Source organism: Pseudaminobacter soli (ex Zhang et al. 2022) (assembly GCF_014595955.1).
GTDB lineage: Bacteria > Pseudomonadota > Alphaproteobacteria > Rhizobiales > Rhizobiaceae > Kumtagia > Kumtagia pseudosoli.
In genome coordinates, this window is the sequence record NZ_JABVCF010000014.1 from 80227 (window position 1) to 104663 (window position 24437).

At 62.0% G+C, this 24437-nt stretch carries 20 protein-coding genes; 6 read left to right on the top strand and 14 right to left on the bottom strand.

Annotated features, from left to right (window positions below; all coding sequences use genetic code 11):
• Nucleotides 1-65 precede the first annotated feature (65 nt).
• The 5 genes from HUI96_RS23215 (at nucleotide 66) to HUI96_RS23235 (ending at nucleotide 6464) form a co-directional block, all read left to right on the top strand.
• Nucleotides 66-2312, top strand: a complete 2247-nt coding sequence (locus HUI96_RS23215; RefSeq protein WP_425299277.1) for a DUF3141 domain-containing protein — start codon at nucleotides 66-68, stop codon at nucleotides 2310-2312.
• A 75-nt stretch (nucleotides 2313-2387) separates the two neighbouring features.
• Entirely contained in the window at nucleotides 2388-3359 is a 972-nt protein-coding gene (locus HUI96_RS23220) for a phosphate acetyltransferase (RefSeq protein WP_188257089.1), read from the top strand.
• Nucleotides 3360-3361: 2 nt separating this feature from the next.
• Nucleotides 3362-4534, top strand: coding sequence for an acetate/propionate family kinase (locus tag HUI96_RS23225; RefSeq protein ID WP_188257090.1), 1173 nt, complete (start codon nucleotides 3362-3364; stop codon nucleotides 4532-4534).
• A gap of 54 nt (nucleotides 4535-4588) precedes the next feature.
• Complete coding sequence (fabI, locus tag HUI96_RS23230; protein ID WP_188257091.1) at nucleotides 4589-5371, top strand: enoyl-ACP reductase FabI; 783 nt, start codon at nucleotides 4589-4591, stop codon at nucleotides 5369-5371.
• 49 nt (nucleotides 5372-5420) lie between these two features.
• Nucleotides 5421-6464 carry an ankyrin repeat domain-containing protein gene (locus HUI96_RS23235; RefSeq protein ID WP_188257092.1) on the top strand — a complete coding sequence of 348 codons (1044 nt, stop codon included), beginning with the start codon at nucleotides 5421-5423 and terminating at the stop codon, nucleotides 6462-6464.
• Here HUI96_RS23235 and HUI96_RS23240 read toward each other — a convergent pair.
• From HUI96_RS23240 to HUI96_RS23265, 6 genes are all read right to left on the bottom strand, one after another.
• Entirely contained in the window at nucleotides 6446-7045 is a 600-nt protein-coding gene (locus tag HUI96_RS23240) for a c-type cytochrome (RefSeq protein WP_188257093.1), read from the bottom strand. The genes HUI96_RS23235 and HUI96_RS23240 overlap by 19 nt on opposite strands.
• Before the next feature lie 63 nt (nucleotides 7046-7108).
• Nucleotides 7109-8827, bottom strand: coding sequence for a pyrroloquinoline quinone-dependent dehydrogenase (locus tag HUI96_RS23245; RefSeq protein WP_188257094.1), 1719 nt, complete (start codon nucleotides 8825-8827; stop codon nucleotides 7109-7111).
• A 285-nt stretch (nucleotides 8828-9112) separates the two neighbouring features.
• Entirely contained in the window at nucleotides 9113-11209 is a 2097-nt protein-coding gene (locus HUI96_RS23250; protein ID WP_237684315.1) for a mechanosensitive ion channel family protein, read from the bottom strand.
• On the bottom strand, nucleotides 11206-11526 hold the full coding sequence (locus HUI96_RS23255) for a hypothetical protein (protein ID WP_188257095.1): 321 nt from the start codon (nucleotides 11524-11526) through the stop codon (nucleotides 11206-11208). The genes HUI96_RS23250 and HUI96_RS23255 overlap by 4 nt, the downstream gene beginning before the upstream one ends.
• Before the next feature lie 66 nt (nucleotides 11527-11592).
• Nucleotides 11593-12585 carry a DUF2950 domain-containing protein gene (locus HUI96_RS23260; RefSeq protein WP_188257096.1) on the bottom strand — a complete coding sequence of 331 codons (993 nt, stop codon included), beginning with the start codon at nucleotides 12583-12585 and terminating at the stop codon, nucleotides 11593-11595.
• Nucleotides 12586-12605: 20 nt separating this feature from the next.
• Complete coding sequence (locus HUI96_RS23265; protein ID WP_188257097.1) at nucleotides 12606-14048, bottom strand: DUF3300 domain-containing protein; 1443 nt, start codon at nucleotides 14046-14048, stop codon at nucleotides 12606-12608.
• Nucleotides 14049-14679: 631 nt separating this feature from the next.
• Between HUI96_RS23265 and HUI96_RS23270 the strand changes: the two genes are divergently transcribed.
• Nucleotides 14680-16128 carry a family 16 glycosylhydrolase gene (locus tag HUI96_RS23270; protein ID WP_188257172.1) on the top strand — a complete coding sequence of 483 codons (1449 nt, stop codon included), beginning with the start codon at nucleotides 14680-14682 and terminating at the stop codon, nucleotides 16126-16128.
• A 188-nt stretch (nucleotides 16129-16316) separates the two neighbouring features.
• Here HUI96_RS23270 and rfbD read toward each other — a convergent pair whose 3' ends face one another.
• The 8 genes from rfbD to HUI96_RS23310 form a co-directional block, all read right to left on the bottom strand.
• Complete coding sequence (rfbD, locus tag HUI96_RS23275; protein ID WP_188257098.1) at nucleotides 16317-17219, bottom strand: dTDP-4-dehydrorhamnose reductase; 903 nt, start codon at nucleotides 17217-17219, stop codon at nucleotides 16317-16319.
• Entirely contained in the window at nucleotides 17216-18283 is a 1068-nt protein-coding gene (rfbB, locus tag HUI96_RS23280; protein ID WP_188257099.1) for a dTDP-glucose 4,6-dehydratase, read from the bottom strand. The genes rfbD and rfbB overlap by 4 nt, the downstream gene beginning before the upstream one ends.
• A gap of 8 nt (nucleotides 18284-18291) precedes the next feature.
• Complete coding sequence (gene rfbC / locus HUI96_RS23285) at nucleotides 18292-18855, bottom strand: dTDP-4-dehydrorhamnose 3,5-epimerase (protein ID WP_188257100.1); 564 nt, start codon at nucleotides 18853-18855, stop codon at nucleotides 18292-18294.
• Nucleotides 18848-19729, bottom strand: coding sequence for a glucose-1-phosphate thymidylyltransferase RfbA (gene rfbA, locus HUI96_RS23290; RefSeq protein WP_188257101.1), 882 nt, complete (start codon nucleotides 19727-19729; stop codon nucleotides 18848-18850). Before rfbA ends, rfbC begins: the two co-directional genes overlap by 8 nt.
• Nucleotides 19726-20799: a hypothetical protein gene (locus HUI96_RS23295; protein ID WP_237684316.1), complete on the bottom strand. Its 1074-nt coding sequence runs from the start codon at nucleotides 20797-20799 to the stop codon at nucleotides 19726-19728. Before HUI96_RS23295 ends, rfbA begins: the two co-directional genes overlap by 4 nt.
• An 84-nt stretch (nucleotides 20800-20883) precedes the next feature.
• Complete coding sequence (locus tag HUI96_RS23300) at nucleotides 20884-22014, bottom strand: glycoside hydrolase (RefSeq protein ID WP_425299278.1); 1131 nt, start codon at nucleotides 22012-22014, stop codon at nucleotides 20884-20886.
• Between the two features lie 13 nt (nucleotides 22015-22027).
• Entirely contained in the window at nucleotides 22028-23200 is a 1173-nt protein-coding gene (locus HUI96_RS23305) for a polysaccharide pyruvyl transferase family protein (protein WP_188257102.1), read from the bottom strand.
• 38 nt (nucleotides 23201-23238) lie between these two features.
• Complete coding sequence (locus tag HUI96_RS23310) at nucleotides 23239-24417, bottom strand: polysaccharide pyruvyl transferase family protein (RefSeq protein WP_188257103.1); 1179 nt, start codon at nucleotides 24415-24417, stop codon at nucleotides 23239-23241.
• Nucleotides 24418-24437: the final 20 nt, after the last annotated feature.

Genomic DNA, 24437 nt, shown 5'->3' on the forward strand with positions numbered 1-24437 from the left:
CTTGAACGCAATACCGCCGAGCAGGGAGCGAAAGCCCGGATCTCGCGCGTGAAAGGAGACGTTCGATGGACACTCCTGCCAGCACAATACCCGCTACAGTGAGTGCCGCCACCATGGGGCCACTCTCTGCCTGGTTCGAGTATCTCCAAGACGCCGCCCAGCGGAGCATTCTCTTCTGGGACGTGATGCGCCAGCGCGGCAACCAGTATCGCGAGCACATGTCCGAAAACGCGCCGCACGTCCTCAGCTTCACGCCGGAGCTGTTGATCGACGGTCGCGGCCTGGAGCGGCCGGTGAACTACGCGCTCGTCCGGATCGTGCCACCCAAGGGCGCCACCATAGACGAGACGAGACGTCCCTTCGTGATAGTCGACCCGCGCGCCGGCCACGGACCCGGCATAGGGGGATTCAAGGCGGACAGCGAGATCGGTGTTGCCCTGAAGGCCGGACATCCCTGCTATTTCATCGGCTTCCTGCCGGACCCGATGCCGGGCCAAACGATAGAAGACATTGCTCGGGCAGAGGCAATCTTCCTCGAGCACGTCATCTCGCTCCATCCAGATGCAGATGGAAAGCCTTGCGTGATCGGGAACTGCCAGGCGGGCTGGGCCGTCATAATGCTGGCGGCGCTTCGGCCGGAACTCTTCGGAACCATCATTATAGCGGGGTCGCCCCTCTCCTATTGGCAGGGCGTCCACGGCAAATACCCGATGCGCTACAGCGGCGGGCTGCTCGGCGGGAGTTGGCTGACAGCGCTCGCCAGCGATCTCGGCAACGGCAAGTTCGACGGCGCATGGCTCGTGCAGAATTTCGAGAACCAGAACCCGGCAAATACGCTCTGGACCAAGCCCTACAATCTCTACTCGAAGATCGACACCGAGGCGCCGCGCTATCTGGGCTTCGAGCTGTGGTGGGGTGGCCACGTTAATGTGAACGCCGAAGAGATCCAGTTCATCGTGGACGAACTCTTTGTCGGCAACAACCTGGCAGCAGGACGGATCACAACTTCGGACGGGACTGCGATCGATTTGCGCAGCATACGGTCCCCGATCGTCGTGCTTTGCTCCAAGGGCGACAACATCACGCCCCCTCAACAGGCGCTGGATTGGATCCTCGACCTCTACGACAGCGTGGACGAAATCCGCTCCTTCGGCCAGACCATCGTCTACTCAGTTCATGAGACGATCGGCCATTTGGGCATCTTCGTCTCCGCCGGCGTGGCGCGGAAGGAGCATGGCGAGTTCTCCCAGAACATCGACCTGATCGATGCACTGCCGCCGGGACTCTACGAGGCGACCTTCGAGCCTAAGACTGCCGAAATTGCCGGGGCGGATTACATCAGCGGCGATTGGGTAATGCGCTGCGAAGCAAGGACCCTCGACGACATCCGTGCGCTCGGCGGCAACGATGCTGCCGACGAGCGGCGCTTTGCCACCGCGGCCAATGTTTCGGAGGTCAATCTCGCGCTCTACCGGACATTCCTGCAGCCTGCCGTCCGGGCGATGGTGACGGAGCCCTTCGCAGAGCAACTTCGGCAGTTCCATCCGCTCAGGTTGCAGTACCAGTTCTTCTCAGACCAAAACCCGCTGATGGCCTTCATCGGGAAGATGGCGGAGGGCGTCAAAGAGAATCGTAGTCCGGCCAGCGATGACAACCCGTTCGTCAAGCTGCAGGAACATGCATCGCGCCAAATCGTGGCGGGGCTGGAGGCTTGGCGAACGACAGCGGAAAATTGGGCCGAGCGTACTTTCCTGACCGTTTACGGCTTGCCTGTCCTGCAGTCCGCAGTCGGAATCGACCCGGCGGACGATGGTCCCTTCCGCCGGGCAGCCAAGACCGCACTTCACCGAAAGGTCATCCAGTCACGCATCGACGAGTTGAAGGCGCACATTGACACGGGCGGTGTCCGTGAGTGCCTGGCGCGCGGTCTTCTCTACGTAGGCATGGAGCGTGGGCGCGCAGATGAGCGGGGCTTTGCTGCCATTCGCCGAATGCGCTCCATCGGAGATGGGCAGAGCCGGCTGACCCTTACCGAGTTCGAGACCCTCATTCGCGAGCAGTTCCTTATGCTGCTGATAGATCAACAAGCGACGCTCGAGGCCATTCCGCACCTGCTGCCCTCAGACCCGGCACTGCGCAGGAAGGCGTTGGCGAGCCTCCAGGACATCGTGACGGCCTCGGGAGCGCTTTCTGGCGGGGCCCTCGCGCGCTGGGAAAGGATCGTAGACCTGTTCGAGGTCGAGCCGGATACGCTGGGCAGGCGTGCGATCCGCAAGCCATCGGAGAAGCCAAGGCTCGTCAGCGAAGGCTGATCCCTCAGCCCGAAGGCCGGGCTGCCTCAGGGCAGCGACACCACCGAACCGGGGCTCGAAAGAGGAGAGCGTGTCATGTCGGTTGGCGGTAAAGAGAGTTCGGCGGGAACACGTCCGCATCAGAAGTACGAGGGCCTAATCGCCCGCGCCAAGAAGTCAGCGTCGGTGGTGACCCTGGTCGTCCACCCCTGCGACGAGACCTCCTTGCGCGGCGCGGTCGAGGCCGCGCAAGAGGACCTGATCATCCCGGTGCTCGTAGGTCCTCGCCGCAAGATCGAAGCGGTAGCCTCCGCTCACGGGATGGATCTCTCCGCCTGGGAGGTGGTCGATGTTCCGCATAGCGATGCGGCAGCCGCGAAGGCAGTGGAATTGATCCGGGAAGGGCGTGGCGAGGTGCTCATGAAGGGCAGCCTCCACACGGACGAGTTGATGCGCGCCGTCACGGCTAGCGCCACGGGGCTCCGCACCGCCCGCAGGATCAGCCACGTCTTCATCATGGACGTGCCGTCTCATAGCGAGACGCTCTTCATCACAGATGCGGCGATCAACATCGCTCCCGACCTCGAAGCCAAGCGGGACATCGTGCAGAACGCGATCGACCTCTTCACGGAGACCGGCCTCGGAACGCCGCGTGTAGCAATCCTGTCCGCCGTGGAGACCGTGACCTCGAAGATCCCCTCCACCCTCGATGCCGCCGCTCTCTGCAAGATGGCCGATCGCGGGCAGATCACTGGCGGCGTGCTCGACGGACCGTTGGCCTTCGACAACGCAGTCGATCCGGAAGCGGCCAAGATAAAAGGGATAAGCTCGCCGGTTGCCGGTCACGCGCAGATTCTGGTGGTTCCCAACCTGGAGGCGGGCAACATGCTCGCCAAGAACTTGAGTTTCCTGGCCAAGGCCGACGCGGCGGGCATAGTCCTTGGGGCACGGGTGCCGATCGTGCTCACCTCGCGCGCCGATGCCGTGCGCACGCGGCTCGCCTCGTGCGCCGTCGCCGTGCTGCTGGCCGACGCGCGGCGTCGTTCCACCTCGGCGGAGAAGATGTAGCCATGGATGCGATCCTCGTGGTCAACGCCGGCTCGTCCAGCCTGAAGTTCGAGGTGTTCGCAATCGACGGCCCTCTGCAGAGGCTGGTGGAGGGCCAGATGGAAGGCATTGGAACGACACCTAAGCTGCGGGCCTCCGGGAGCGATGGCCGGAAGCTGCTCGAACAGGGCTATCCGGCAGTTGAAGTGGCCGATCTGCCGGGCGCGACACGGGTGGTGGGGGCATGGCTTCGCGAGACCCAAGGGGTAAGTCTCGCCGCGGTGGGTCACCGCGTCGTCCATGGCGGCCCTGACTACGACAGCCCGACAAGGCTCGACGAGACCGTCATAGAGCGACTGGAGCGCTTCGTTCCGTTGGCGCCCCTTCACCAGCCGAACAATCTGGCACCGATCCGTGCCTTCTATCAGCGCTGGCCGAACCTGCCCCAGGTAGCTTGCTTCGACACGTCCTTCCATCGGGCCCACAGCGCGGTCGCCGACCACTACGCCATCCCGCAGCGCTTCCATGAGCAAGGCGTGCGGCGCTACGGATTCCATGGATTGTCCTATGAGTACGTGTCCGGACGTGTGGGCGAGATTGCACCTGATCTCGCCGACGGGCGCGTGATCATCGCCCATCTCGGCAGCGGCGCCTCGATGTGCGCCATCCAGGACGGGCGAAGCATCGAAAGCAGCATGGGATTCACGGCGCTTGACGGCCTGCCAATGGGAACGCGCTGCGGGCAGATCGATCCGGGGGTTCTGCTCTACCTCATTGCGCAGGAAGGCATGACGGCGGAGCAAGTGCAAAACCTGCTCTACCGCGACTCCGGCCTAAAGGGGCTTTCAGGGATCAGCAATGACGTCCGCGACCTGTTGGCGAGTGACGACCCGCGTGCGGTCTTCGCACTCGAGTACTTCGTCTACCGCATCGGCCTCTATGCAGGCACATTGGCTGCGGCCCTCGGAGGGCTGGACGCCTTCGTGTTCACGGCCGGCATCGGGGAGAACTCGGCTGAAATGCGCGCGAGGATCTCCGCCAAGCTTTCGTGGCTCGGCGCCAAGCTCGACCCTGCCGCCAATGCCGCCGGCGAGCCTCTGATCTCTAGTCCCGACAGCACAATTGCCCTCCTCGTCGTCCCGACCGACGAGGAACTGATGATCGCCCGGCATACGCTGGATCTGATCGGCAGATAGGCCGCAATGCAAAGCTTCGCTTCAAGCCGATCAGTCTCCTGAGGAGGTTCTGCAATGATCCCCGTCGTCAAGGCAAAGCTGTTGGAAGGGAAGAAGGGTTTGGTCGTCGGCATCGCCAACGATCAATCAATCGCTTGGGGTTGTGCGCGTGCCTTCCGCGCGCTTGGGGCCGAACTCGCCGTCACCTATCTCAACGACAAGGCACGTCCCTATGTCGAGCCGCTCGCGAAGGAACTGGAAGCCCCGATCCTGATGCCGCTCGACATCAGGCAATCCGGGCAGATGGAGGCGGTGTTCGAGCGGATTGGCGAGCATTGGGGCGAACTCGATTTCCTCGTCCATTCGATCGCCTTCTCGCCAAAGGACACGCTTCAGGGCCGCGTCGTCGATGCGCCGCGTGACGGTTTTCTGTCCACCATGGAAGTGTCCTGCTGGTCGTTCATCCGCATGGCTCATCTAGCCGAGCCGCTGATGACCAACGGCGGCACGCTCTTCACCATGACCTATTACGGCAGCCAGATGGTGGTGAAGAACTACAACATCATGGGAGTGGCGAAGGCGGCGCTCGAGAGTGCCGTGCGCTACCTCGCCGCCGAGCTCGGACCCAAGGGGATACGCGTGCATGCGATCTCGCCCGGACCGCTGGCGACGCGCGCTGCATCCGGCATCCCTGAATTCGACGAACTGCTGCACAAGGCGCAGGAGACCGCCCCAGCACGCAGCCTCGTCAGCATAGACGATGTCGGCATGGCCACCGCCTTCCTCGCCCACGACGCGGCGCGCCTGATAACAGGCGAGACCCTCTACGTCGACGGCGGCTACCACATCATCGACTGACTGCGAGCGCGAACGGGCGGCCTTGCTTCCTTGACCATTGCCGGCGCGGATGCGCTCCGCCAGTCCCCCCAAGGTTTACAGACACGCCATCCAACTTCATCTATGCTTGAGGTGGCCAGGAGTTCATGGGAGCGCTCCGGTGCGCGGTCGTGTAGTTCTTGCAATTGCAGGCGTGCTCATTTGCAGCCAAATTGGTTCAGCCACTGAGCAGGGCAGCGACTTCAACCCGCTGACCTGTGGCTGGCTGCGAGGACGCATTGCGCAGGCCGAGAGCCAGCTTAATCCCGCGCGCCTCAACAGTTTCCTGTTTCGGGCAGCCGATGAGGGCTGCACGACGATCGTGCGGGAACTCCTGGACCGCGGTGCTTCGGTGTTCGCGCGCGACCGCGTGTCCAACACGGCGCTGCTTTACGCCGCACACAGCGGCCACAAGGAACTGGTGGAATTGCTCCTCGACAGGGGGGCCGACATCAATCATGCCAATCTGGACGGCTCGACGGCTTTGGCGCGTGCAATTGCACGCCGGCGCCATGACGTAGCGCGGCTTCTGTTGGAACGGGGGGCTTCGACCGCCGGCCTGGCCCCACACGGATCGACTTTGCTCGCTACTGCGGCATTCGAGGGCGACGAACAGCTTGTGCGTGTCCTGCTGGATCATCACTCTGATCCGAACGAGCCGGATGGAACCGGCAAAGGTCCGCTCGTCTATGCCGCGGCGAAGGGCCTGACCCCGATCGTGCAGCTCTTGCTGGATGCCGGCGCTGACGTGAATAGGGTGTATGCACATAACCTGACGGCATTGATGTGGGCCGCCGGCTACCCGAACATCGTTACCGCGCAGGACGGTCTTGCAACGGCAGAACTGCTGGTGGCGCAGGGCGCGAGCATCCATGCCGTGGACGACCGTGGACGTTCGGCATTGATGATCGCCGCCGAGCGCGGCCATGCCGAAATGGTCAAATGGCTGATGGAACACGGCGCTGATGCGGCCTTGAGAGACAAGCAAGGCAAAACCGCAGCCGAACTTGCGTCCGATGCCGCCGTCCTCGCCGCGCTGCAGATGCGGGCTGTCGATCAAAGCCCGGCGAGATAGCGGCTCATCGCGGCGATGTCGGCGTCGGAAAAACCCTTGACGATCGCTGCCATGGCAGCCGCGTTCTTGCGGACTCCATTACGGAAATCGGACATGGTCTGGGCCAGATAGTCGACCTTCTGGTGGTTGAGCCGAGGATTGCGGCTGTCGCCCAGCATCCCGCCGAGATGGCACTGGGTACACTGCCCCTCGACCGCGAGGCTGTGCGCGCGCTCTGTGTCTTCCGGACTGGCGACCTCCGAATAGTTCGGCCAGGGCTGAGCCGCGAAATAGGTCGCCAGCGCCTTCATCTGGTCGTCGGAAAGCTCGGCGGCGATCGGAGCCATGATGTCGTTGGCGCGCCGTCCCGCCCGGTAATCCTTGAGCTGGGTGAAGAGATAGAACATGTGCTGGCCGGAGATGATCGGCACCTTTTCGACGACCGGTTTTCCGTCTGCGCCGTGGCAGCTCGCGCATAATTGCAGATTTTCCGCGATCTCCGGCGGAGGAGGTGTTGCTTGTTGCGCATTTGCGGGCGGGCCGACCGAAAGGGCGAGGACCGCCGCAAGTACCGGCATGATCAATGGGGCGGCGGCTCGCATTGCTACTCCGATGTGGGCAAGGAAGGCGAAGCGCGATGGCGCTTCGCCTTCCGGGAAGTGTGGTTATCGAGCAAGCTTGAATGCGATGATGTCGTTACCACGCTTGTAGTCCAGTTGCGTGTTGCCGCCGGCGGCCACGACTATGTATTGTTCGCCGTCTATCGTGTAGGAGGCTGGCGGCGCGTTGACCCCCGCACCGGCGCGGAAGCTCCACAATACGGCACCGGTCTCGGCGTCATAGGCTTTGAACAGGCCATTGCCTTCGCCTGTGAACACCAGACCGCCAGCGGTGGCCAGCACGCCGCCGATCATCGGTTCCTGGGTCTTGACCTGCCAGCGAATTTTGCCGGTGTTGTAGTCGACCGCAGTTACGTTGCCCCACTGCTCTTCGGTGGGAATGACCTTGAAGGCACCGCCTAGCCACAGTTTCCCCTCGGGATAAGGTGTGCTTTCCACCTGATACGTCATCGGCTGGTGTAGATTGATTGCATAGGCAAGCGAATGGTCGGCATCGATCGCCATCGGCGACCATTCCACGCCGCCATTGGCACCGGGAAGCATTCGAGCGCCTTGGGCCGTCGGCAGCACCCACATGTTCTCCTGCGGCACCATGGCCTCGGAAAACCGGACAAGACTGCAGTCGTCCGCCTTGTTCACGTAAATGTGCCCGGTCTTGCCGGCGTGCAGGATGCCCTTCACCGTCTCGCCGGTGTCGGTCTTGACCTGAGTAATGATCGGCGGGCTGACCGCATCGAGGTCCCACAAGTCGTGGGGGATGTACTGGAAGTGGCAGGCATATTCGCCGGTGTCGAGGTTAACCGAGACGAGCGAGTCCGTGTAGAGGTTGTCGCCGGGCCGGAGCGAGCCATCCAGATCGGGGGACGGGTTGCCGACGACGAAGTAGATGCGTCGTGTCTCCAGGTCGACGGCAGGGTTCTGCCACACACCACCGCCCAACGTCTTGTACGGATCGCCCATTTTCTCGAACGCGGCTTTTTCCGCTTCAATGTCGCGATGCAGATCACGGCCGGTCGCATCGTGCGTGGCCCAGACACCGGCGGTCTTTTCGGGGATTGTGTTGAACGTCCAAAGCAGGTCGCCCGTCTGAGCATCGAAGGCCTTCACGAAACCGCGAATGCCGTATTCCCCGCCATTGGTGCCGATGAGAATCTTGCCGTCGACGGCGGTCGGCGCCATCGTCTCGCTGTAGCCAAGTGCCGCGTCCGCGACATCCTTCTTCCAGACGACCGATCCATTCTGGGCGTTGAGCGCTACGAGTTGGCCATCGAGTGTCCCCATGTACACCTTGTCGCCATAGGCGGCGACGCCGCGGTTGTTCGGGCCGCAGCAGAAGGTCGTTATCGGGCCCATCGGGTGCTTGTAGTGCCAGATCTGTTCACCGGTCCGCGCATCCAGGGCGTAGACATGGTTGAAGGCCGTCGTCACATACATGATGCCGTTGACGACGATCGGCGTCGTTTCCATGGTCTCGACGACCTCGGTCTGAAAGATCCAGGCTGGCCGTAGGTATTTGACGTTGTCCGTATTGATCTGCCGATTTGGGAAGTAGCGGGTCTGGTCATAGTTCGCATTTGTATGAAGGAAGTTGTTGCCGTCACTCCCGGCCCTATTCATCATGTCCTGCGTGACCGATCTCATACTGCCGTACAGCGTCTGTGTCTTTTGTCGTTCCTGAGCCGACGCAGCCGAAATGGTTCCAGCCAGCATCGCAAATACGCAGGCGGCCGCGCCGCCAACGCGCTTCTTCGACCAGTATGTCATGGCTTTCTCCCTCAGCACTCAGTGTGCTGACAACACGCTCGCCCAGAGCGACCGCAGCGGAAAACCTATCACATTCCGTAGCGGCAAGCGACGGCCACAAAAGTGGAAGCGATCTCGGCCTGCGGTATGACGCGCTTATGCCAGAGCTGTGAATCCGAACCAGGCTGCGACCACGTATTTGCGGGAGGAGATGAGATGCGATCACCGTCGGCGAGGGACGGGAAGGCCGTAGTTGCACGGGGTGGGGTAGTAATCGAGGCACCGCGGAGCCGCTCCTCACGCTCCTCATGCCTGGTTCGCCGCCGCGTTCGCTCTGAGCATCTGCTGGGCGGCGGCCGCGTTTTCGGAGCCACCCTCGACATGAACCGTCGGGACCGCGATCTTGATGCCGTTCTCGTCGAAGGCCTTCTTTATCATCACCAGCGCCTTCCGCTTGATGCCGAACTGCGCGTTGGGCTTGGTCATCAGCTTGATCCGGAGCACGATCGCGAAGTCGCCGAAGGTCTCCACTCCCTGCATCTTGAGCGGCTGGAGTGTGTCGGCGGCGAACTCGGGATCCTCCGCCAATTCCAGGCCGATCTTCTTGATGATCTTGCGCGCAAGCTCGACGTCGGAGTCGTAAGTGACGTTGATCGTCATCTTGTCGATCACCCAGTCTCGGCTCATGTTCTGCACCGCGCCGAGTTCTCCGAACGGGACCGTGAAGACCGGTCCCCTGTGATGACGCAGCCGGACCGACCGGAGGCTGAAGCTCTCTACGGTTCCCTTGTAGCTTCCGCTCTGGATGTACTCCCCCACTCGGAACGCATCGTCGAGCATGTAGAACACGCCGCTGAGCACGTCCTTGACCAGCGTCTGGGCGCCGAAGCCGATTGCAACGCCTAATACGCCAGCGCCGGCGATCAGTGGACCGATCTGCACGCCGAGGCCGGACAGGATCGTGAGCACGGCAATCGTCGCGATGAAGGCGGCCAGCGTGTTGCGGAAGATCGGTAGCAGCGTGCGCAGCCGCCCGGTGCGCGCGATTTCGTCGGGCGTTGCGCCGGCTTCAACGTCCAGGCGATAGGCGATCAAGGCCTTCGATAGTTGCCAGAGCAGGTCTGCCATCAGAAGGATGACGATGCCGTTGAGAATACCGGAGACAATCGCGGTGCCGGCCGGACTGCCCGCAATGGCTGCGGCGCGCAGGCGCCAGATGTAGGCGAGCCATGCCACCGCTGCGGCCAGGACCAGCGCCCGGGCGCCCCTCACGATCAGAACATCCAGTACGACGCCAAGTGCTCCGCCGACCTTCACACGGGTAGCCAAGGAATGGGCAAGGCGGTCGACGCCCCGCAGAGTTGCAGGCAAGAGCAGCGCGAAAATTCCCAGCCAGAGCAGGCCGAGCAACCCGGCCAGCCATGCCAACCAGAGCGCGACAAGGTAGATCGTGAGCAGCACCCCTTGGATCACCGAGGTCCTCTGGTCAGGGCGCGTCCAAACCGCCTGGATCCCGATTGCAAGCAGTCCAAAACCGAACAGAAGCGCTGTGAACTGCGTCATCTCTCGGGAGAAGCCAAGTCCCGGCATCAGGGCCACGATCGCCCAGCCGAAAAGGAACAGGCCAGCCAACCGGTCGAGCCGCTGCAGCCAGAAGCGAACCTTGGGATCAAGCTCGATCGTCCCAACCGAGACCCGCGCATCCTCTGGGGCGGCAAGCGCGATCAGAAGCCTCGCCAGGATTCGTATCGCCCTGAAGGCAATCAGCGCCAGGAGCAGCGTAAGTATGGCCCTGCGAAGCAAGGGAGGCCATTCGATCGCCATGAACAGGCCGGCGCTGACCATGACGAAAGTAAGCAGACTGAGGAGATGGGGGACAGCGTCGCGCCAGGCGCCTTGTCGTGCCTCTTCGATCCCGCCTCGCCGCAGGGAACGCCTGACCAGCGCCTCGGCGCCGGCCCCCGCCGCAATGACAGCCGCGAACAGTGTGAGCACCAGTGGCCATGGCCTGGCGGAGTCCTTGTCGGCGGATAAGACAGCTGCCGCCTTCGCGAACTCCTCGGGAACACGCCCCATCGCGGCGGTGATCCCGCCGATGCGGGTGCGGATGGCAGCCTCCCAGCCGGAGATCGCTTCAATTGCGGAGCTCTCGGGCTCTTTGGCCGGCGGCGGGGTTTTCGATTGCAGCCAAGCCTTCACCTCGGGGTCGGCCAGCAGCTTCATAAGCTCCTGAGCCTTTTCGGGTGGCAGATCCGTCGGGCCTTGCTGCGCCCATGCAGCACTCGGCGAACCGTACAGGACGGCGAAACTCAGGAGAGAGGCGAACGCAAGCTGGAAGACGAGCCTCATCACGGAATTGGCCGCGCCGTGGTTGCCTTCACTCTTGCCCAAATAGCCGTTCATCGCGCTTCGATGCTCTCGATGCACTTCCTCACCGGGCAGGAGGCCTGGTCCGCCGTCGGAACGCTGACAGATTTCGCGGTTTCGCCGGGCTGGCAGAAGTTGCGGTTACGGACAAATCGCTCGTAGAGCGCGCCACCCGTGCGCATCGAGCGATAGCTGACCACCGCCCCGCCCTGCGCGCCAAGGACGGCCTGCAAATTCGCGCAACTCATGTTGGTTGCGTTGATGCGGGTGGCCGCCGACGCATCATCGACCGTCATCACAAGAGGCGCAAGGACCACCAGTCCCGCCGCAATGAGTTGGAGCGAGCTTGCCACGGCGAGCGATCTCCTTTGCCCTTTGCGGACAGCCACGATCCCGAAGTTCGTTTCAGGGGAAGCTGGTCAATCGTCGACCACGCTCCACTCGTCGCCGGGATTGAAGCTGTCGATGTACTTGACAATCTGTTCGGTCGAAGGGCCGAGATCGGCCTGGTAGACGATACCGTTCTGGTTGACGACGAAGGTTTTGACGCCGGTCTCCTGATACTTCACCGGCCAGGCCAGCAGCGCGAAGCCAGCGATCATGTTGTCGTTGATGACATAGTCATAGGCGCCGCCGGCGATGTTGTCGCCCTGCTGCTTCAGGATGCGGAAGCGGTAGCCGAAATAGCCTTCGCCGAGCTTTGCCTTGTCGAGCGCTTGCTGGTCGGCAAAGCTCCCGGCCGGGCTCTCGCCATCGGTCTCGTTCGCGGGCCAGTAGAGCCCGTCCGTCTTCCCCTCGCTGCTGATTACCTTCTGGGCATATTCCAGCACGCCGTCTGCGTCCCGGTCCTCGGAAGCGTACTCGCGCTGCGCGTCGATATACTCGCGCATCGTGTTGATGGCCTGGAGTTCGTTCTCCCCAACCCGGCGATTTACGATCTCTTCCAGCCCGGCAAAGGTGTCGAAGCTCCATTTGCCGTCGTCGCCCTTCACCAGCGGGAACGGGAAGGGCCATAGCTTGCTGCCGAGATTTATCAGCTTTCGGTCGTCATGGTCCTCTGTCTTGAGCAACTCTGCCGCGGCTTGCCGGACCTGGCTATAAGTCGCCATAGTGGCCTGGTCCGCCTTCAGTTTACCGACATCCAGGCCAAGCAAGCTGGCCAGCTTGGCAACATCGTCATCCGCAAGCGAGGCCTTGAAGGCATCGATCGCGGCCGCCGGATCCTCGAAGGCGGGCGGCTCCTCGGCAGCGGCGAAGGAGGAGATGTCGATCCCGCTTGGTGCCTGCGACGCACCCTCCTGAGCCGTGACCTCCTGCGCCCCGGCGACAGGCGGTTCCCATGCTGCTAGCATGGCCACCAGGGCGATCAGGCCGGCGCCCTTGAGCAGCATTCGATGTAGCATGCTCGTCATTGATCCTGTCCTTGCTGCGATCAACGCCCGCGTCCCCCGCGTCCGCCACCGCCACGGCCGCCGCCGCGCCCCATGGCGCCCCCTCGGGAGCCACCAGTCCGGACGGCATGGCCACCGCCTCCACGATAGCCGCCGCCCATGCTTTGGCGGCCGCGACTCGAATTCACCTTGGTGACGCGTCCGCGGTCGACGTTGCCCAGGCCAGAGGGTTTGCTCGGGCGGTTATCGACGCGGGCACCTGCCTTCGGCTTGCCGGAGGGTCGGTTCGCCGATTTCTTCGCGCCGCCGGATGGTCGCGTAGCTGCCTGCGGCCTGTCGGTTCGCGCATTCGCACGCTGCCCCTGCTGGGGCCGATCAGGTCGCGCACTGGCGCTTGGCCGCTGCTGCGGGCGGGCGTCTGCAAGGTTGCCGGGCCGCTTCTGAGCCGTGTCCAGAACGTTCTTACGAACATCCCTGGCCTGCACCGCCTTGTTGGACAGGTTCGCCGGCCGCTCGCTTCTGACGTTCGAGGCCTTGTCCCGGATGGAATTGGCGCGATTGGACTCCAGCCCCTGCTGGATCCTGTTGCGATCGATGTTGGCCAACTGGTTCCGGTCGAAGTTGATCTTGGAGCGGTCGACGTTCTTCCAGTCGACATCCTTCCAGTCGATCTTGCCGTTGATGTTGTTTAGGCAGTTGTTGCAGTCGACATCCATGTCGACGTCGCCGCCCCAGTTCCCGCCCCAGACGCCCCAATCGTCCCAGTCGACAATGGCGCCGAAGAAGGCGCCTGTGGCCGCGCCGGCCCAGAAGCCGGCGGAGGGCCAGTAGTAGTTGGGATACGGATCGGAATAGTACGAAATCGGCTCCGGCGGATAGCTCGGGACATAGAGCATCTCGGGCTCGTAGCGGGGCACATAGATGGTCTCGGGGTTCGCCGACTGGATGATGATGTTGTCTCCGGACTGGACGACCTTCACCTTGTCGTCGGTCTTGATGATGTCCTTTGCCACTGCCTCGTCCCGCAGTTGCTGGATGGCGGTGAGCACGTCCTTCTGCTGGTTGGCCAAGGCGTCCCCGAGCGCCTGCGTCCACTCCAGGTCCTCAGCCATCATCTTCACGACGTCCGGATAGTTGAGCAGCGAGATCACGCTGGCATCCCAACTTTCCTTCGGCTCCAGGCTCTTGTCCTTGGCGCGCTTTTCGAGGAAGCGCTCCGCTTCGACGATCTGGAGAGGGAACAAGGAGGCGGAGCAGACGAGCGCGAGCAGTTCGTCGGGATAGAGCGCGATCGGCGCTACGAGTTCTTCGAGTTCGTCCGCCGACAGCGGCTCTGGCTCTGCAAGCGCCGCAGATTTCGAAGCCGCCGTGGCCGCGGTTGCCTGCTCCTGCGCCCAGGCACCTGGGAGGTCTCCCGCCGTCGAAATCAGGAATGCCAGAGTGGCCGTCACCAGGCCAGGAAATGGGGACCAACTGCCGGCCATTGCTTTACCCTCTCGGCCCCACGCGGTGGCCTCGGCGGCCACAGGTCCTTTGAACTAACTCGTTTTAGCCGACGCCGCGTCCAAGGCCGTGGGCTAAACTGCCTAACCGGCTTGTGATTTATCATCGCGAGCGGGCGCCCTTCAAGAATCGGCGAGGTAAGTTACGGTAGCGTGCTACGGCGTGGGGGCAGCGTGGGCGACTGGAACAGTCCTGGCGTTCGGTATGGCTTCCGCTACTGGAGAGGGCACGAGAACCGCCAGCCAAGCCCGCGTTGAACACCGCTGCGGCGACCCGGGAGGTGATCGCGGGGCTGATGTTCGAGGCGCACAGATCGCAAGCGGATCGCTCGCGTTCGTCGTTACAAGCTTGAGGATCTACTGGACAGACGCCCTCGCCTCGACTCTGAGGCCAAGGCTGGCTGACTCGAGAACATTCGGTGGGCGCTCCCGCGCGGCAGTTGGTCGAAGAGGAGAGCGCACTCGGAAAGGGCAAGGGGCCCATCGAACCAGCTTTGCCGATTGGTCCGTAATGTGCTGCAGCATAATGTTAGCGGTGAGGCCGGTCGTAAGAGGCCAGCCCCGATGCTAACCTGTCGCTGGCGGGGCGTGATTCAGCAAAAAGGAAATCCCCATTTCTACTGTCCTCAACGCCAATGGCGTGCCCCTCCCCTACAGCGCTTCCTCGGTCCGTCATTTTTCGGCGACATCCTCCGGCCCGCAGCTTTTTGGCAGCGCTAGCAACGACTCCCTGTGGGGCGACAGCAGCGTGAACGTCACGATGTTTGGCGGGCTCGGTGACGACGTCTACCACCTCTATTCGGGCATCAACCGGGCTTCGGAACAGGCTGGCGGTGGCATCGATACCGTCGAGACGTGGATGAGCTTTACGCTGCCGGAGAATATCGAGAACCTCGTCGTCACCGGCGACGGGCGTTACGCCATCGGCAACGCCGACAACAACATCATCAGCGGTGGTTCTGGCCAACAGACGATCGACGGCGGCCTCGGCGACGATGTGTTGAAGGGCGGAGCCGGAGCCGATGTCTTCATCTTCGCGGCCGGGACCGGAAGCGATCTCATCCTGGATTTCGAGAGCCACGACACCGTTCGCCTGAACGGCTACGGCTTCCGTTCGTTCGAGGATGTCAGGGCTAACATGGTGCAGTCAGGCACCGATGTGCGGCTCGACGTCGGAGATGACGAGGTGCTGGTATTTGCAAACGCGAATGTCGACCAGTTCACGGCAAGCCAGTTCAAGCTCAGCCTCGACAGGTCCGACCTCACCTTGTCCTTCGTGGACGAGTTCGACGCGCTCAGCCTACGGAACGGCGCCAGCGGCACCTGGGACACGAATTTCTGGTGGGGCGGCGAAAATGGCAGCACGCTTACCCCGAACGGCGAAAAGCAATGGTACATCGACCATGAGTATGGTTCGACAAGCTCCGTCAATCCGTTCGGTGTCGATGACGGAGTGCTGACCATCACCGCCGCGCGGGCTCCGGACGCAATTCGGCCCCATATCAACAACTACGAATACACATCGGGCCTGCTGAACACTCACGGCTCATTTTCCCAGACCTACGGCTATTTCGAGATGCGCGCCGACATGCCGGACAATCACGGAGCCTGGCCGGCTTTCTGGCTGTTGCCGGCGGATGGTTCCTGGCCGCCGGAACTCGATGTCGTGGAAATGCGGGGGCAAGACCCGAACACGGTCCATGTCTCGGCGCATTCTATCGAAACCGGCAGCCGCACGAAGGTGGGATCGGCTGTCAACGTGCCGGACACCGAGGGTTTCCACACCTATGGCCTGCTTTGGACGGAGGACGAACTCGTCTGGTATTTCGATGATGCCGAGGTGTTTCGTGCCGACACGCCGGACGACATGCACGACCCGATGTACATGCTGGTCAACCTGGCCGTCGGAGGGATTGCCGGAACGCCCAGCGATAGGCTGGCGACGCCCGCGGAAATGCAGGTGGACTATATCCGCGCCTATCAGTTGGACGGTGCCGACTCATTGTCCGATGCGGATCGACTCGCCACCACTTCGGGCGATAGCGGGGATTGGTGGGTGTAACGCGGGCCCGGCAATCAGTTTGGGAATCGTTGACTAAGCCAGACGGCCTTGCCTTCATCGTCGCCGGCGTGTCCGGCGACCTCGAGTAGCGGGCACTACATCTGCAAAGGCCTGGTGAGACCCGGAGCAACCCGGATTGGGGGCTTGAGCTTGGCTACGGCGAGCCGACAGCTGAGTTGAGCAGCAACTCATCGAATATCATGGCAAGTCACTGAGTCTGCGATGATATTCCCCACCGCCGAAGAGACACGATCTCGCCAGTCGCCAGCGCGGTAGCCGAAATCGTGAGCAAACCGCTCTGAATTCAGCTCGGAATTCGCCGGTCTCGGGGCTTTGGCCACCCACTGATCACCGACTATTGGCTCGACATCGGCGATCGGGCCACCCATCGCCTTGCTAATCTCAAGAATTTGCCTTGCCACTTCGTACCAGCTCGCCCTGCCTTGCCCGGCAAGGTGATACAGACCTTGCAGAAAGCCCTGGTGTTCGCGCCAGAAGCGCGCTGCAGCCAGCAAACCGTCAGCTAGATCGTGTGCTTCAGTGGGATTCCCGAATTGGTCTGCGACCACTTGAAGCCTCTTGCGCGTTTGAGCCGCGGACAAAATCGTCTTGACGAAATTTCGACCATATCGACTGAAGACCCATGCCGTTCGAACAACCAGATGATCCGGGTTCTCCGAGCGGACTGCTTGTTCGCCCGCAAGCTTGCTGAGTCCGTAGACCGTTTGCGGATTGGGCTTGTCCGTCTCGGCATATGGTTCACTAGATTTGCCATCGAACACGTAGTCCGTCGAAACTTGTATGATGGGAATAGCCGCCAATCGCGTCAGTCGTGCCAATTCGGCGGGGGCCTCGGCGTTTATCCTGAATGCTCGTTGCGGCTCATCTTCCTGCTGATCAACTCCGGTATGGGCGGCTGCATTGATGACCAAATGAGGCGCGACAGACTTCAGCACCGAGACGAACGTCGAAGGGTTCGCGTGATCAATCTCCGGCCGGCCGGCGAGCACGATTTCGATATCGTGGCCCTGCGCCCGGACCGCGAGTGAACGAGCCAACTGCCCATTCTTTCCGGTGACGAGGATTTTCATCTGGCACTCACCAGTCCGAGACGGGTTCCGTTGAATCGCTGATCACGGATTGGTCTCCACCACCAGCCATTGTCCAGGTACCAGTCGACCGTACGGGCGAGGCCCGTTTCAAAGGTTTCAACCGGGCGCCATCCCAGTTCACGCTCAATCTTCGCCGGATCGATAGCATAACGCCGGTCGTGCCCCGGTCGGTCGGCGACGAATGTTATGAGATCCGTATATGAACCTCCCCCCTTTCGTGGTCGCTTTGCGTCGAGCAGCGCGCAAATGCTTCGGACCACCTCAAGATTGGTACGTTCCGCCCGACCGCCGATATTGTAACTTTCGCCTTCCCGCCCCTTGCTCATTACTGCTTCAAGCGCACGAGCGTGGTCCTCGACGTACAGCCAATCACGCACATTGGCGCCCCGGCCATACACGGGTAGAGGACGCTCATCGAGAGCGTTTGCGATGACGAGCGGAATCAGCTTTTCCGGAAAATGAAAAGGGCCGTAGTTGTTCGAGCAGTTCGAGATGACGATCGGCAGCCCGTAGGTTTCGTGCCAGGCGCGCACGAAATGGTCCGACGCCGCCTTCGATGCAGAATAGGGCGAGGACGGATTGTAAGGGGTTTCCTCGGTGAAGACCCCGGTCTCGAATGGCAGGTCCCCGAATACTTCGTCTGTGGAAACATGGTGGAAGCGAAAGCCCATGCGGCCGTCGTCATCAAGTTCGCGCCAATGATCGACCGCGGCGGTAAGCATGCTTACCGTTCCGACGACATTGGTGTTCACGAAGGCCATCGGCGCGTCGATCGACCGGTCGACATGGCTTTCGGCGGCCAGATGCATGACCCGGTCGATCTTCTCGGCCGCCAATATCCGCCCGACCGCCTTGGTGTCGCATATGTCCCCGCGGTGAAAGACATAGTTCGGATGTCCCTCGATGTCGCGCAGCGATGCCAGGTTGCCGGCATAGGTCAGCTTGTCGAGATTGACGACGCGATAGCGGCCCGTGCGGACCAGATGGCGGCAGGCGGCAGAGCCTATGAAACCCGCACCGCCAGTGACGAGGACTGTTGGCAAGCCGTGCTTCACTGGTAAGTGAATCCGGTTTCCAGCCCAGCGAGGAACGGCGCAGCTTCATCCTTGGCCGAGAGAACCATCTCAGTCGCCGGGACAGGCCAGTCTATTGCGATATCGGGATCATCAAATCGAATGGATCTGTCATGGGGCCGCGAATAGGGCGCCGAGACTTTGTAGACAACCTCGGTATCGGGCTCGAGCGTGACAAAGCCGTGCGCAAAGCCCTTGGGCACCAGCATCTGATTCCATTGCCGGCTTGATAGCGTAACAGCGACCCATTTTCCGAATGTCGGCGAGCCCTTGCGAATATCGACCGCGACGTCGAACACGGAGCCGCGCAGAACGCGCACGAGTTTGTCTTGCGCAAACGGCGGAATCTGAAAATGCAGGCCTCGCATTATGCCCCGCGAGCGCGAGAACGAGTGATTGTCCTGCACGAAGTTGATCGAGATGCCGGCCTTTGCAAGTTTCGCTGCATTCCAGGTTTCTGAGAAGAAACCTCGTGCATCATCGAACTTTGGAGGACGAATCTCAAAGACACCTTCTAACCCGAGGCCGATCACCTCAACCATGGGCGAGTTCCCGAACCCGGCGCTCGAGATAGCGTGCGTAGTCGGTCTTGCCCAAGGAGGCCGCCCTGGCCAGCACCTCAGCTTCGCTCAGCCAACCCAATTCGAAGCCGATCTCTTCGGGGCACATGATCTTGATGCCTTGACGAAGCTCTATCGTACGAACAAACGACGACGCATCGTGCAAGCTGTCGTGCGTCCCCGTGTCCAGCCAGGCGTAGCCGCGGCCGAGCCGCATGACATGCAGCTTGCCCTGATCGAGATAGGCTCTGTTGACGTCCGTGATCTCGCGCTCACCTCTTGCCGAAGGCCTGACTGACGAAGCGATCTGGACTACCGAGTTGTCATAGAAATACAGCCCGGTGACGGCCCAGTTGGAACGCGGTTGAGCCGGCTTTTCTTCGATAGAGAGCGCCCGCTGGGTTTCACGGTCGAAATACACCACGCCATAGCGCTGCGGATCCTCGACCTGGTAGGCGAAGACGGAGGCCCCGCTGGTTCGCCTCACAGCTGCCCGACAATGCTGTGAAAGGCCATCGCCATAAAAGATGTTGTCGCCAAGTATGAGCGCCACTGGATCATCGCCGATGAATTCGCTTCCGATGATGAAGGCTTCGGCCAGTCCGTTCGGTGTAGGCTGCTCAGCATACGACAGCGAAATGCCGAACGCGGAACCATCGCCCAAAAGGCGTTGAAACTGCGGCAAATCCTGCGGCGTCGAGATAACAAGAATTTCTCGTATACCCGCCAGCATCAAGACGCCCAGCGGATAATAGATCATCGGTTTATCGTAAATTGGCAGTATCTGCTTCGATACTGCGAGTGTAACGGGGTAAAGCCTTGTCCCGCTACCGCCCGCCAGGATTATACCCTTCACCGAGGGGCCCCTTCCCCTGCTTTGCTTCCTGCTCGGCCCCTCATCGGCATAGGCTCTGATTTCGGACCGCGTTCTTTGATGTGGCATTGGACGCTGAGCGAGCCCATGCATCCCGGGTGCTGAACAAGGGATTCCGTCCGGATCGTGCTGGCGATGCGCGCGTCGAGTTCCTGCAGGCGCCGGGCAGGCCCGGCATTGTTCGGCTGAAGCGCCAAGGCCATGAGAAGCATGTCGCGCGCGGTCGCCAACTCGCCGTCGCGTATGTGTCGGTTGGCCCGGTGGTAGAGGTAGTTGACCCGCTGCACGGGCGAAAAGCCATTGCCGAGGCGCGTGTAGAGCCGGTCGGCCCAGGCGGGATGGCGAGCGATCGCGGTTAGTGCAACCTGGTAGGGCCGCATGGAGGCTCCAACCCGAACCGCGCGAGCGAGCGTGTGCAGGCCAGACAAATCGTCCGCGCGGCAGGCTTCGATCAGCGCCAGCCCGCGCGCCGTTCCGGCGAAGGCCCGGACAGTGCCGTGACCGGTCATGTGCACCGGGACGAGCCGTGTCCCCGGTTGCAATGCAGCGATCCGCTCCGCGTGCTCGCGATCGACGGCATGGAACGGATCATGGAAGACATAGGCACGGCCGGCCGCGTGCGCGGATGCGATCTCCATGTTTTCATGAAGCGAGGGTGCGAAGTGGCTCGTGAAGCGGCCGTCGAAGGGGACCGTCCTGGGATCGATGGATATCTGCGGGCAAAAGGCGATTGCGACATCGGCATCAAGGAGTCGGCGATAACGGAGCGCCGCGTAGCCACCCTGGGAGTGGCCGTAAAGGATGCGTTCGGATGCCTGCCGCAGGATCGGCGCAGCCGCGACGCTGGCCTTGGCCATGCTCGCCGCCGGAAACCAGTTGGGGCGCCGGCTGATGAAACCGACAGCGGTGATGTCCGCCTTCTCGCAAAACCGCTGTCCCCAGAAGCGGCTGCCGTTTGCCTGCATCTCCATTTCGTTGAAGGTTGCGAGAACATAGGCCGACGATCCCGGCCTATGAAATACCTCAAGGTTTTCGTCTGAATAGATTAGCAAGTCCAACCCCCGAACATTGGAAATACTCCGGCAATACGGATTGCCGATTCTCTATATTTGCCGTTTGCGGAAAACGTTCCCCGCTCAACGCAAAACTGCCCGCGTCTCCTCCGTTCCGGCCGGTGTGACGGCGAGCGCTCCGGCAGGACTCAACCGGCCGCAACGCCACAGGCTGTATGACTGCTCGGTGTCCCAATCGTAGTAGAAGGCTGCCGTCAGCCGACCTCCATCCATCAGTTGCTGGAAGACCGCGCGCACGGCTCGCACCGCGTCTTCCCGCTTCCGGTCGTCGACGGGGCAGTCGCGCGCCGTATTCGCAATCCCCCATTCCGTCACCCAGCAGGGCCGGCCAGCATTGTCAATCTCGCAGAAGTCGAGGATACGCCTCACCCGATCGGCGAGGGCCGGCGCTGGTTTCTGTCCCGGATAGACGTGAATGCCGTAGGCATCGACTAGGCTGTCGATACCCCGTTTGCGCAGCTCCGCAATGACCTCGTGCGGATCGAGCCGCTCCATGCCCCTCCCGTCGGCCCAGTCGGCGCTCAGGTCGGACAGGCCGGCCGAGACGAAGGCGGCGTCGCTGCTGTGAACGGTACGCCGCACTTCCCCGCGGGTGATCTTCAAGGCCTCCAGATATTTGTCGAGCCCCAGTTCGAAGGCCGCCCTGTCCGCCAGTTCGGCGATGCTGCGCGGGGTCCGTTCGCCGGGCCGACGATGGACAAGGAGGTCGCCGTTGTAGGCGCTGAAGTTGATCTCGTTTCCGGGCTCGATCGCCTCCAGCCGAATGCCCAGGGCATCGATGCGGCGGAGTGCGTCGCGCAATCCCATGCGGTACCGCTCGAGATCGAGTTCCGAGAGCCGGTGGACATCCCAGATACGGCCGAAGCCGGTCCGGGGCCGAGCCGTCTCGGGAAAGTAGCTTCTGTTCGTCAGTTCGATCTCGAGGAGAATCCGGATACCCAGCCGGCTTGCTATCTCGAGGCCCTCGATGCTTTTGTCTACCGGCCGCGACAGCGAAAGACGGGCGTGCGTGATGCCGTTCGCCGCCATCTCCCCGAGCACCCTTTCCTGATCGCCTCGCGACAGCCACGCGAGATTCAGGCGGTTGACCCCGATACGGGCAGTCGGCGTCTCGCCGGCATGGGCAACCGGTGCCGGGGCGACGCCCCAGAACGCCAGCAGCATGCCAAGCAGAAGCCCGGCTGGCATTGTCATTCTGCCACTGAAACTAGAGGCCCACATGGCTGAGGGCGTTGCGGAAGTTGGCTTCGCAGGCCGAGTACCGGTCTATTACGGACTGCGTATCGATCTTGGAAAGGAAGCTGGCGAGATAGGCCTTCTTGTCGGCCTCTCGGTTCCACGTCGCCGCCTCAATGTAGGGGAAGCCGGCAAACTCCAGCATTTCCCGCATGCGGTCGTCCACCGCGATCATGAGCGCCGGCACGCCGGCCTGCATGCCGATGATGCAGCCATGGAACCGGCGGCCGAAGCAGAGTTCGCGGGAGGCGATCCAGTTTCGCCACTGATTCGTGTCGAAGAAGACCACGAGCTCATGGTCCCTCTGCCACTTTTCGGAATGCTTGTAGGAGGTCGCCCCGGTGATGCGGCCGCTGGCCTTGTCATAGACAGGCGCGTCATCGTCGACCGGCAAGGACAGATTATAGGCGACCAGTTCGTCCTGCACGACATAGCTTGCGACGCTTGCCGGCTTCAGCAGCGCATGGACGTCAACGATGGTATCGGCCACGCTGCCGAGATACCCGCCGAAAGCGATTTTCTGTGCTTGCGCCAGTTCGGGGTTGGCGAGGGCAGCGAGAGAGCGCTGCATCCCCGCCGGGTTGAAATACAGCGACGGACAGCCGGTCGGCTTCACGAACTTCATGCCCTGTTCCCTGAGGAACTCGGCGGTGAAATAGCCGCGGGTCAAAAAGAAGCTCTCCTTGCGCCTGAGCACATCGAGGAACTTGAGCGTGCCGGCGGGCAGGTTCTCCTTGAGGCCTTCCTTGCGCTGGATGCCGATGCCCATGACCACGACCGGCATCTTCAGCTTCTCGAACACTTCCGCTTCCAGGTCGGCCGAATAGCCGGGCCGCAGCAGGTTGGCCGAGGCGAAGACACAGATGTCGAACTCCTGGTTCAGGCGCTCGTAGACATCATCCGAACCGCAGCTTCGGGCAAGGTGCCAGAACGGCACGTAAGTGACGTCATGCGCCTTCAGGCTATGGGCCGCGCCCTCCCCAATCAGGTAATTGCCGGTATTGGCTATCTTTCTGACCTGCTCGATCAGTTCCGACTTGGTGCGGATGTTGTCGAAATAGGGCCTGTGGCGAACCTCCGCCCCGGACACGCTCGCCACGGTTCGCTGCAGATATGACGGGATGCCCGTAAGCAGGATACGCATGATATTCCCTGAAACTGTGCCTAAGACCTGGTCGCGCGCTACTGCCCGATGCCGATCTCGCGGAGCACCGTGCGGAAGTTCCGCTCGCGATCCGAGTAGCGGTCGACCAGTTCGGACGCGTTGAGGCCGGCCAGATGATCCGCGACGAACTCGGCCCGGTTCTCGGCCTTATCAATGTCGGTCGCGTCGACAGCGGGCAGGCCGGTGAAGCCCAGCATCTCGCGCATGCGATCGTCCACCGCCACCATGAGGCTCGGCACCGCCGCCTGCATGGCGATGATCGAGCCGTGGAATCGCCGCCCGAAATTGAAGTCCATCGACGAGGCCCAGGCGCGCCATTGGTTCGTGTCGAAGAATGTGCGCACGTCGAACGGGCGCTTGAGCCGCTCGGTGCCCGGATAGGCGACGTCGCCGATCATCTTCCCGGAGGCAGAGTCGTAGACGCGCCCTTCGGCATTCGGCTCCACTCGCATGTCGAAGAGCAGGAACTCATCCTGGACGACATATTGGGGAACCGAATCCTGCGGCTCCAGCGCGTTGGCGTCGAGAATCGCATCTTGGTTGCCCCCGAGATAACCGGAGAAGATGGTCCGCGCCTTGCCGATCTGCACGGAGGGTAGCTTCTTCAGCGCGCGCCGCATATTGTCCGGCATGAAATAGACCGACGGGCAGCCGGTCGGCTGCACGAACGAAAAGCCCTGGTCCTTCAGGAAACCCGTGGTTTCAAAACCGCGCGTCAGGAAATAGTGCTCCCGCTCCTTGAGAATGCTCAAGAGCCGCTTCGTGCCCTCCGGCAGCGCGTTTTCGAGATCCTTCCGGTTCTGCTGGCCGATGCCGAGCATGACGATCGGCATCTTGAGCTTGCCCAGCACTTCAGCTTCCGCATCGGCGGAGAGTCCCTTGCGCAACAGGTTTGCGCAGGTGAATACGCAGATGTCGAAGTTGGAATTGAACTGCTCGAATCCATCCCCGTTTTGGCTGCAATTGTAGAGATGCCAGAAGGGCACCTGCTTCGCATGCGGTGCGAGCGCACGCAAAGCACCCTCGCCGATCAGATAGTTGCCGGTATTGCTGATGTTCCGCAGTTCCTGGAGGAACTCGTCCTTCGTCTCGGGTTGCTTCTGCCGTTCCGAATAGGAGACGGCCAATCCGTTGGCGCCGTTTGCAAGGCGCGCGTAGTGGCCAGGAATGCCCGTCACCAGAATCCTTGGACGCATACAACCAAACCTTTCTGCTT

Coding starts and splice junctions, on each gene's coding strand:
- HUI96_RS23215 (WP_425299277.1), top strand. CDS start 66: ATGGACACTCCTGCCAGCACAATACCCGCTACAGTGAGTGCCGCCACC.
- HUI96_RS23220 (WP_188257089.1), top strand. CDS start 2,388: ATGTCGGTTGGCGGTAAAGAGAGTTCGGCGGGAACACGTCCGCATCAG.
- HUI96_RS23225 (WP_188257090.1), top strand. CDS start 3,362: ATGGATGCGATCCTCGTGGTCAACGCCGGCTCGTCCAGCCTGAAGTTC.
- fabI (WP_188257091.1), top strand. CDS start 4,589: ATGATCCCCGTCGTCAAGGCAAAGCTGTTGGAAGGGAAGAAGGGTTTG.
- HUI96_RS23235 (WP_188257092.1), top strand. CDS start 5,421: ATGCGCTCCGCCAGTCCCCCCAAGGTTTACAGACACGCCATCCAACTT.
- HUI96_RS23240 (WP_188257093.1), bottom strand. CDS start 7,045: ATGCGAGCCGCCGCCCCATTGATCATGCCGGTACTTGCGGCGGTCCTC.
- HUI96_RS23245 (WP_188257094.1), bottom strand. CDS start 8,827: ATGACATACTGGTCGAAGAAGCGCGTTGGCGGCGCGGCCGCCTGCGTA.
- HUI96_RS23250 (WP_237684315.1), bottom strand. CDS start 11,209: ATGAACGGCTATTTGGGCAAGAGTGAAGGCAACCACGGCGCGGCCAAT.
- HUI96_RS23260 (WP_188257096.1), bottom strand. CDS start 12,585: ATGACGAGCATGCTACATCGAATGCTGCTCAAGGGCGCCGGCCTGATC.
- HUI96_RS23265 (WP_188257097.1), bottom strand. CDS start 14,048: ATGGCCGGCAGTTGGTCCCCATTTCCTGGCCTGGTGACGGCCACTCTG.
- rfbD (WP_188257098.1), bottom strand. CDS start 17,219: ATGAAAATCCTCGTCACCGGAAAGAATGGGCAGTTGGCTCGTTCACTC.
- rfbC (WP_188257100.1), bottom strand. CDS start 18,855: ATGGTTGAGGTGATCGGCCTCGGGTTAGAAGGTGTCTTTGAGATTCGT.
- HUI96_RS23300 (WP_425299278.1), bottom strand. CDS start 22,014: ATGACAATGCCAGCCGGGCTTCTGCTTGGCATGCTGCTGGCGTTCTGG.
- HUI96_RS23305 (WP_188257102.1), bottom strand. CDS start 23,200: ATGCGTATCCTGCTTACGGGCATCCCGTCATATCTGCAGCGAACCGTG.
- HUI96_RS23310 (WP_188257103.1), bottom strand. CDS start 24,417: ATGCGTCCAAGGATTCTGGTGACGGGCATTCCTGGCCACTACGCGCGC.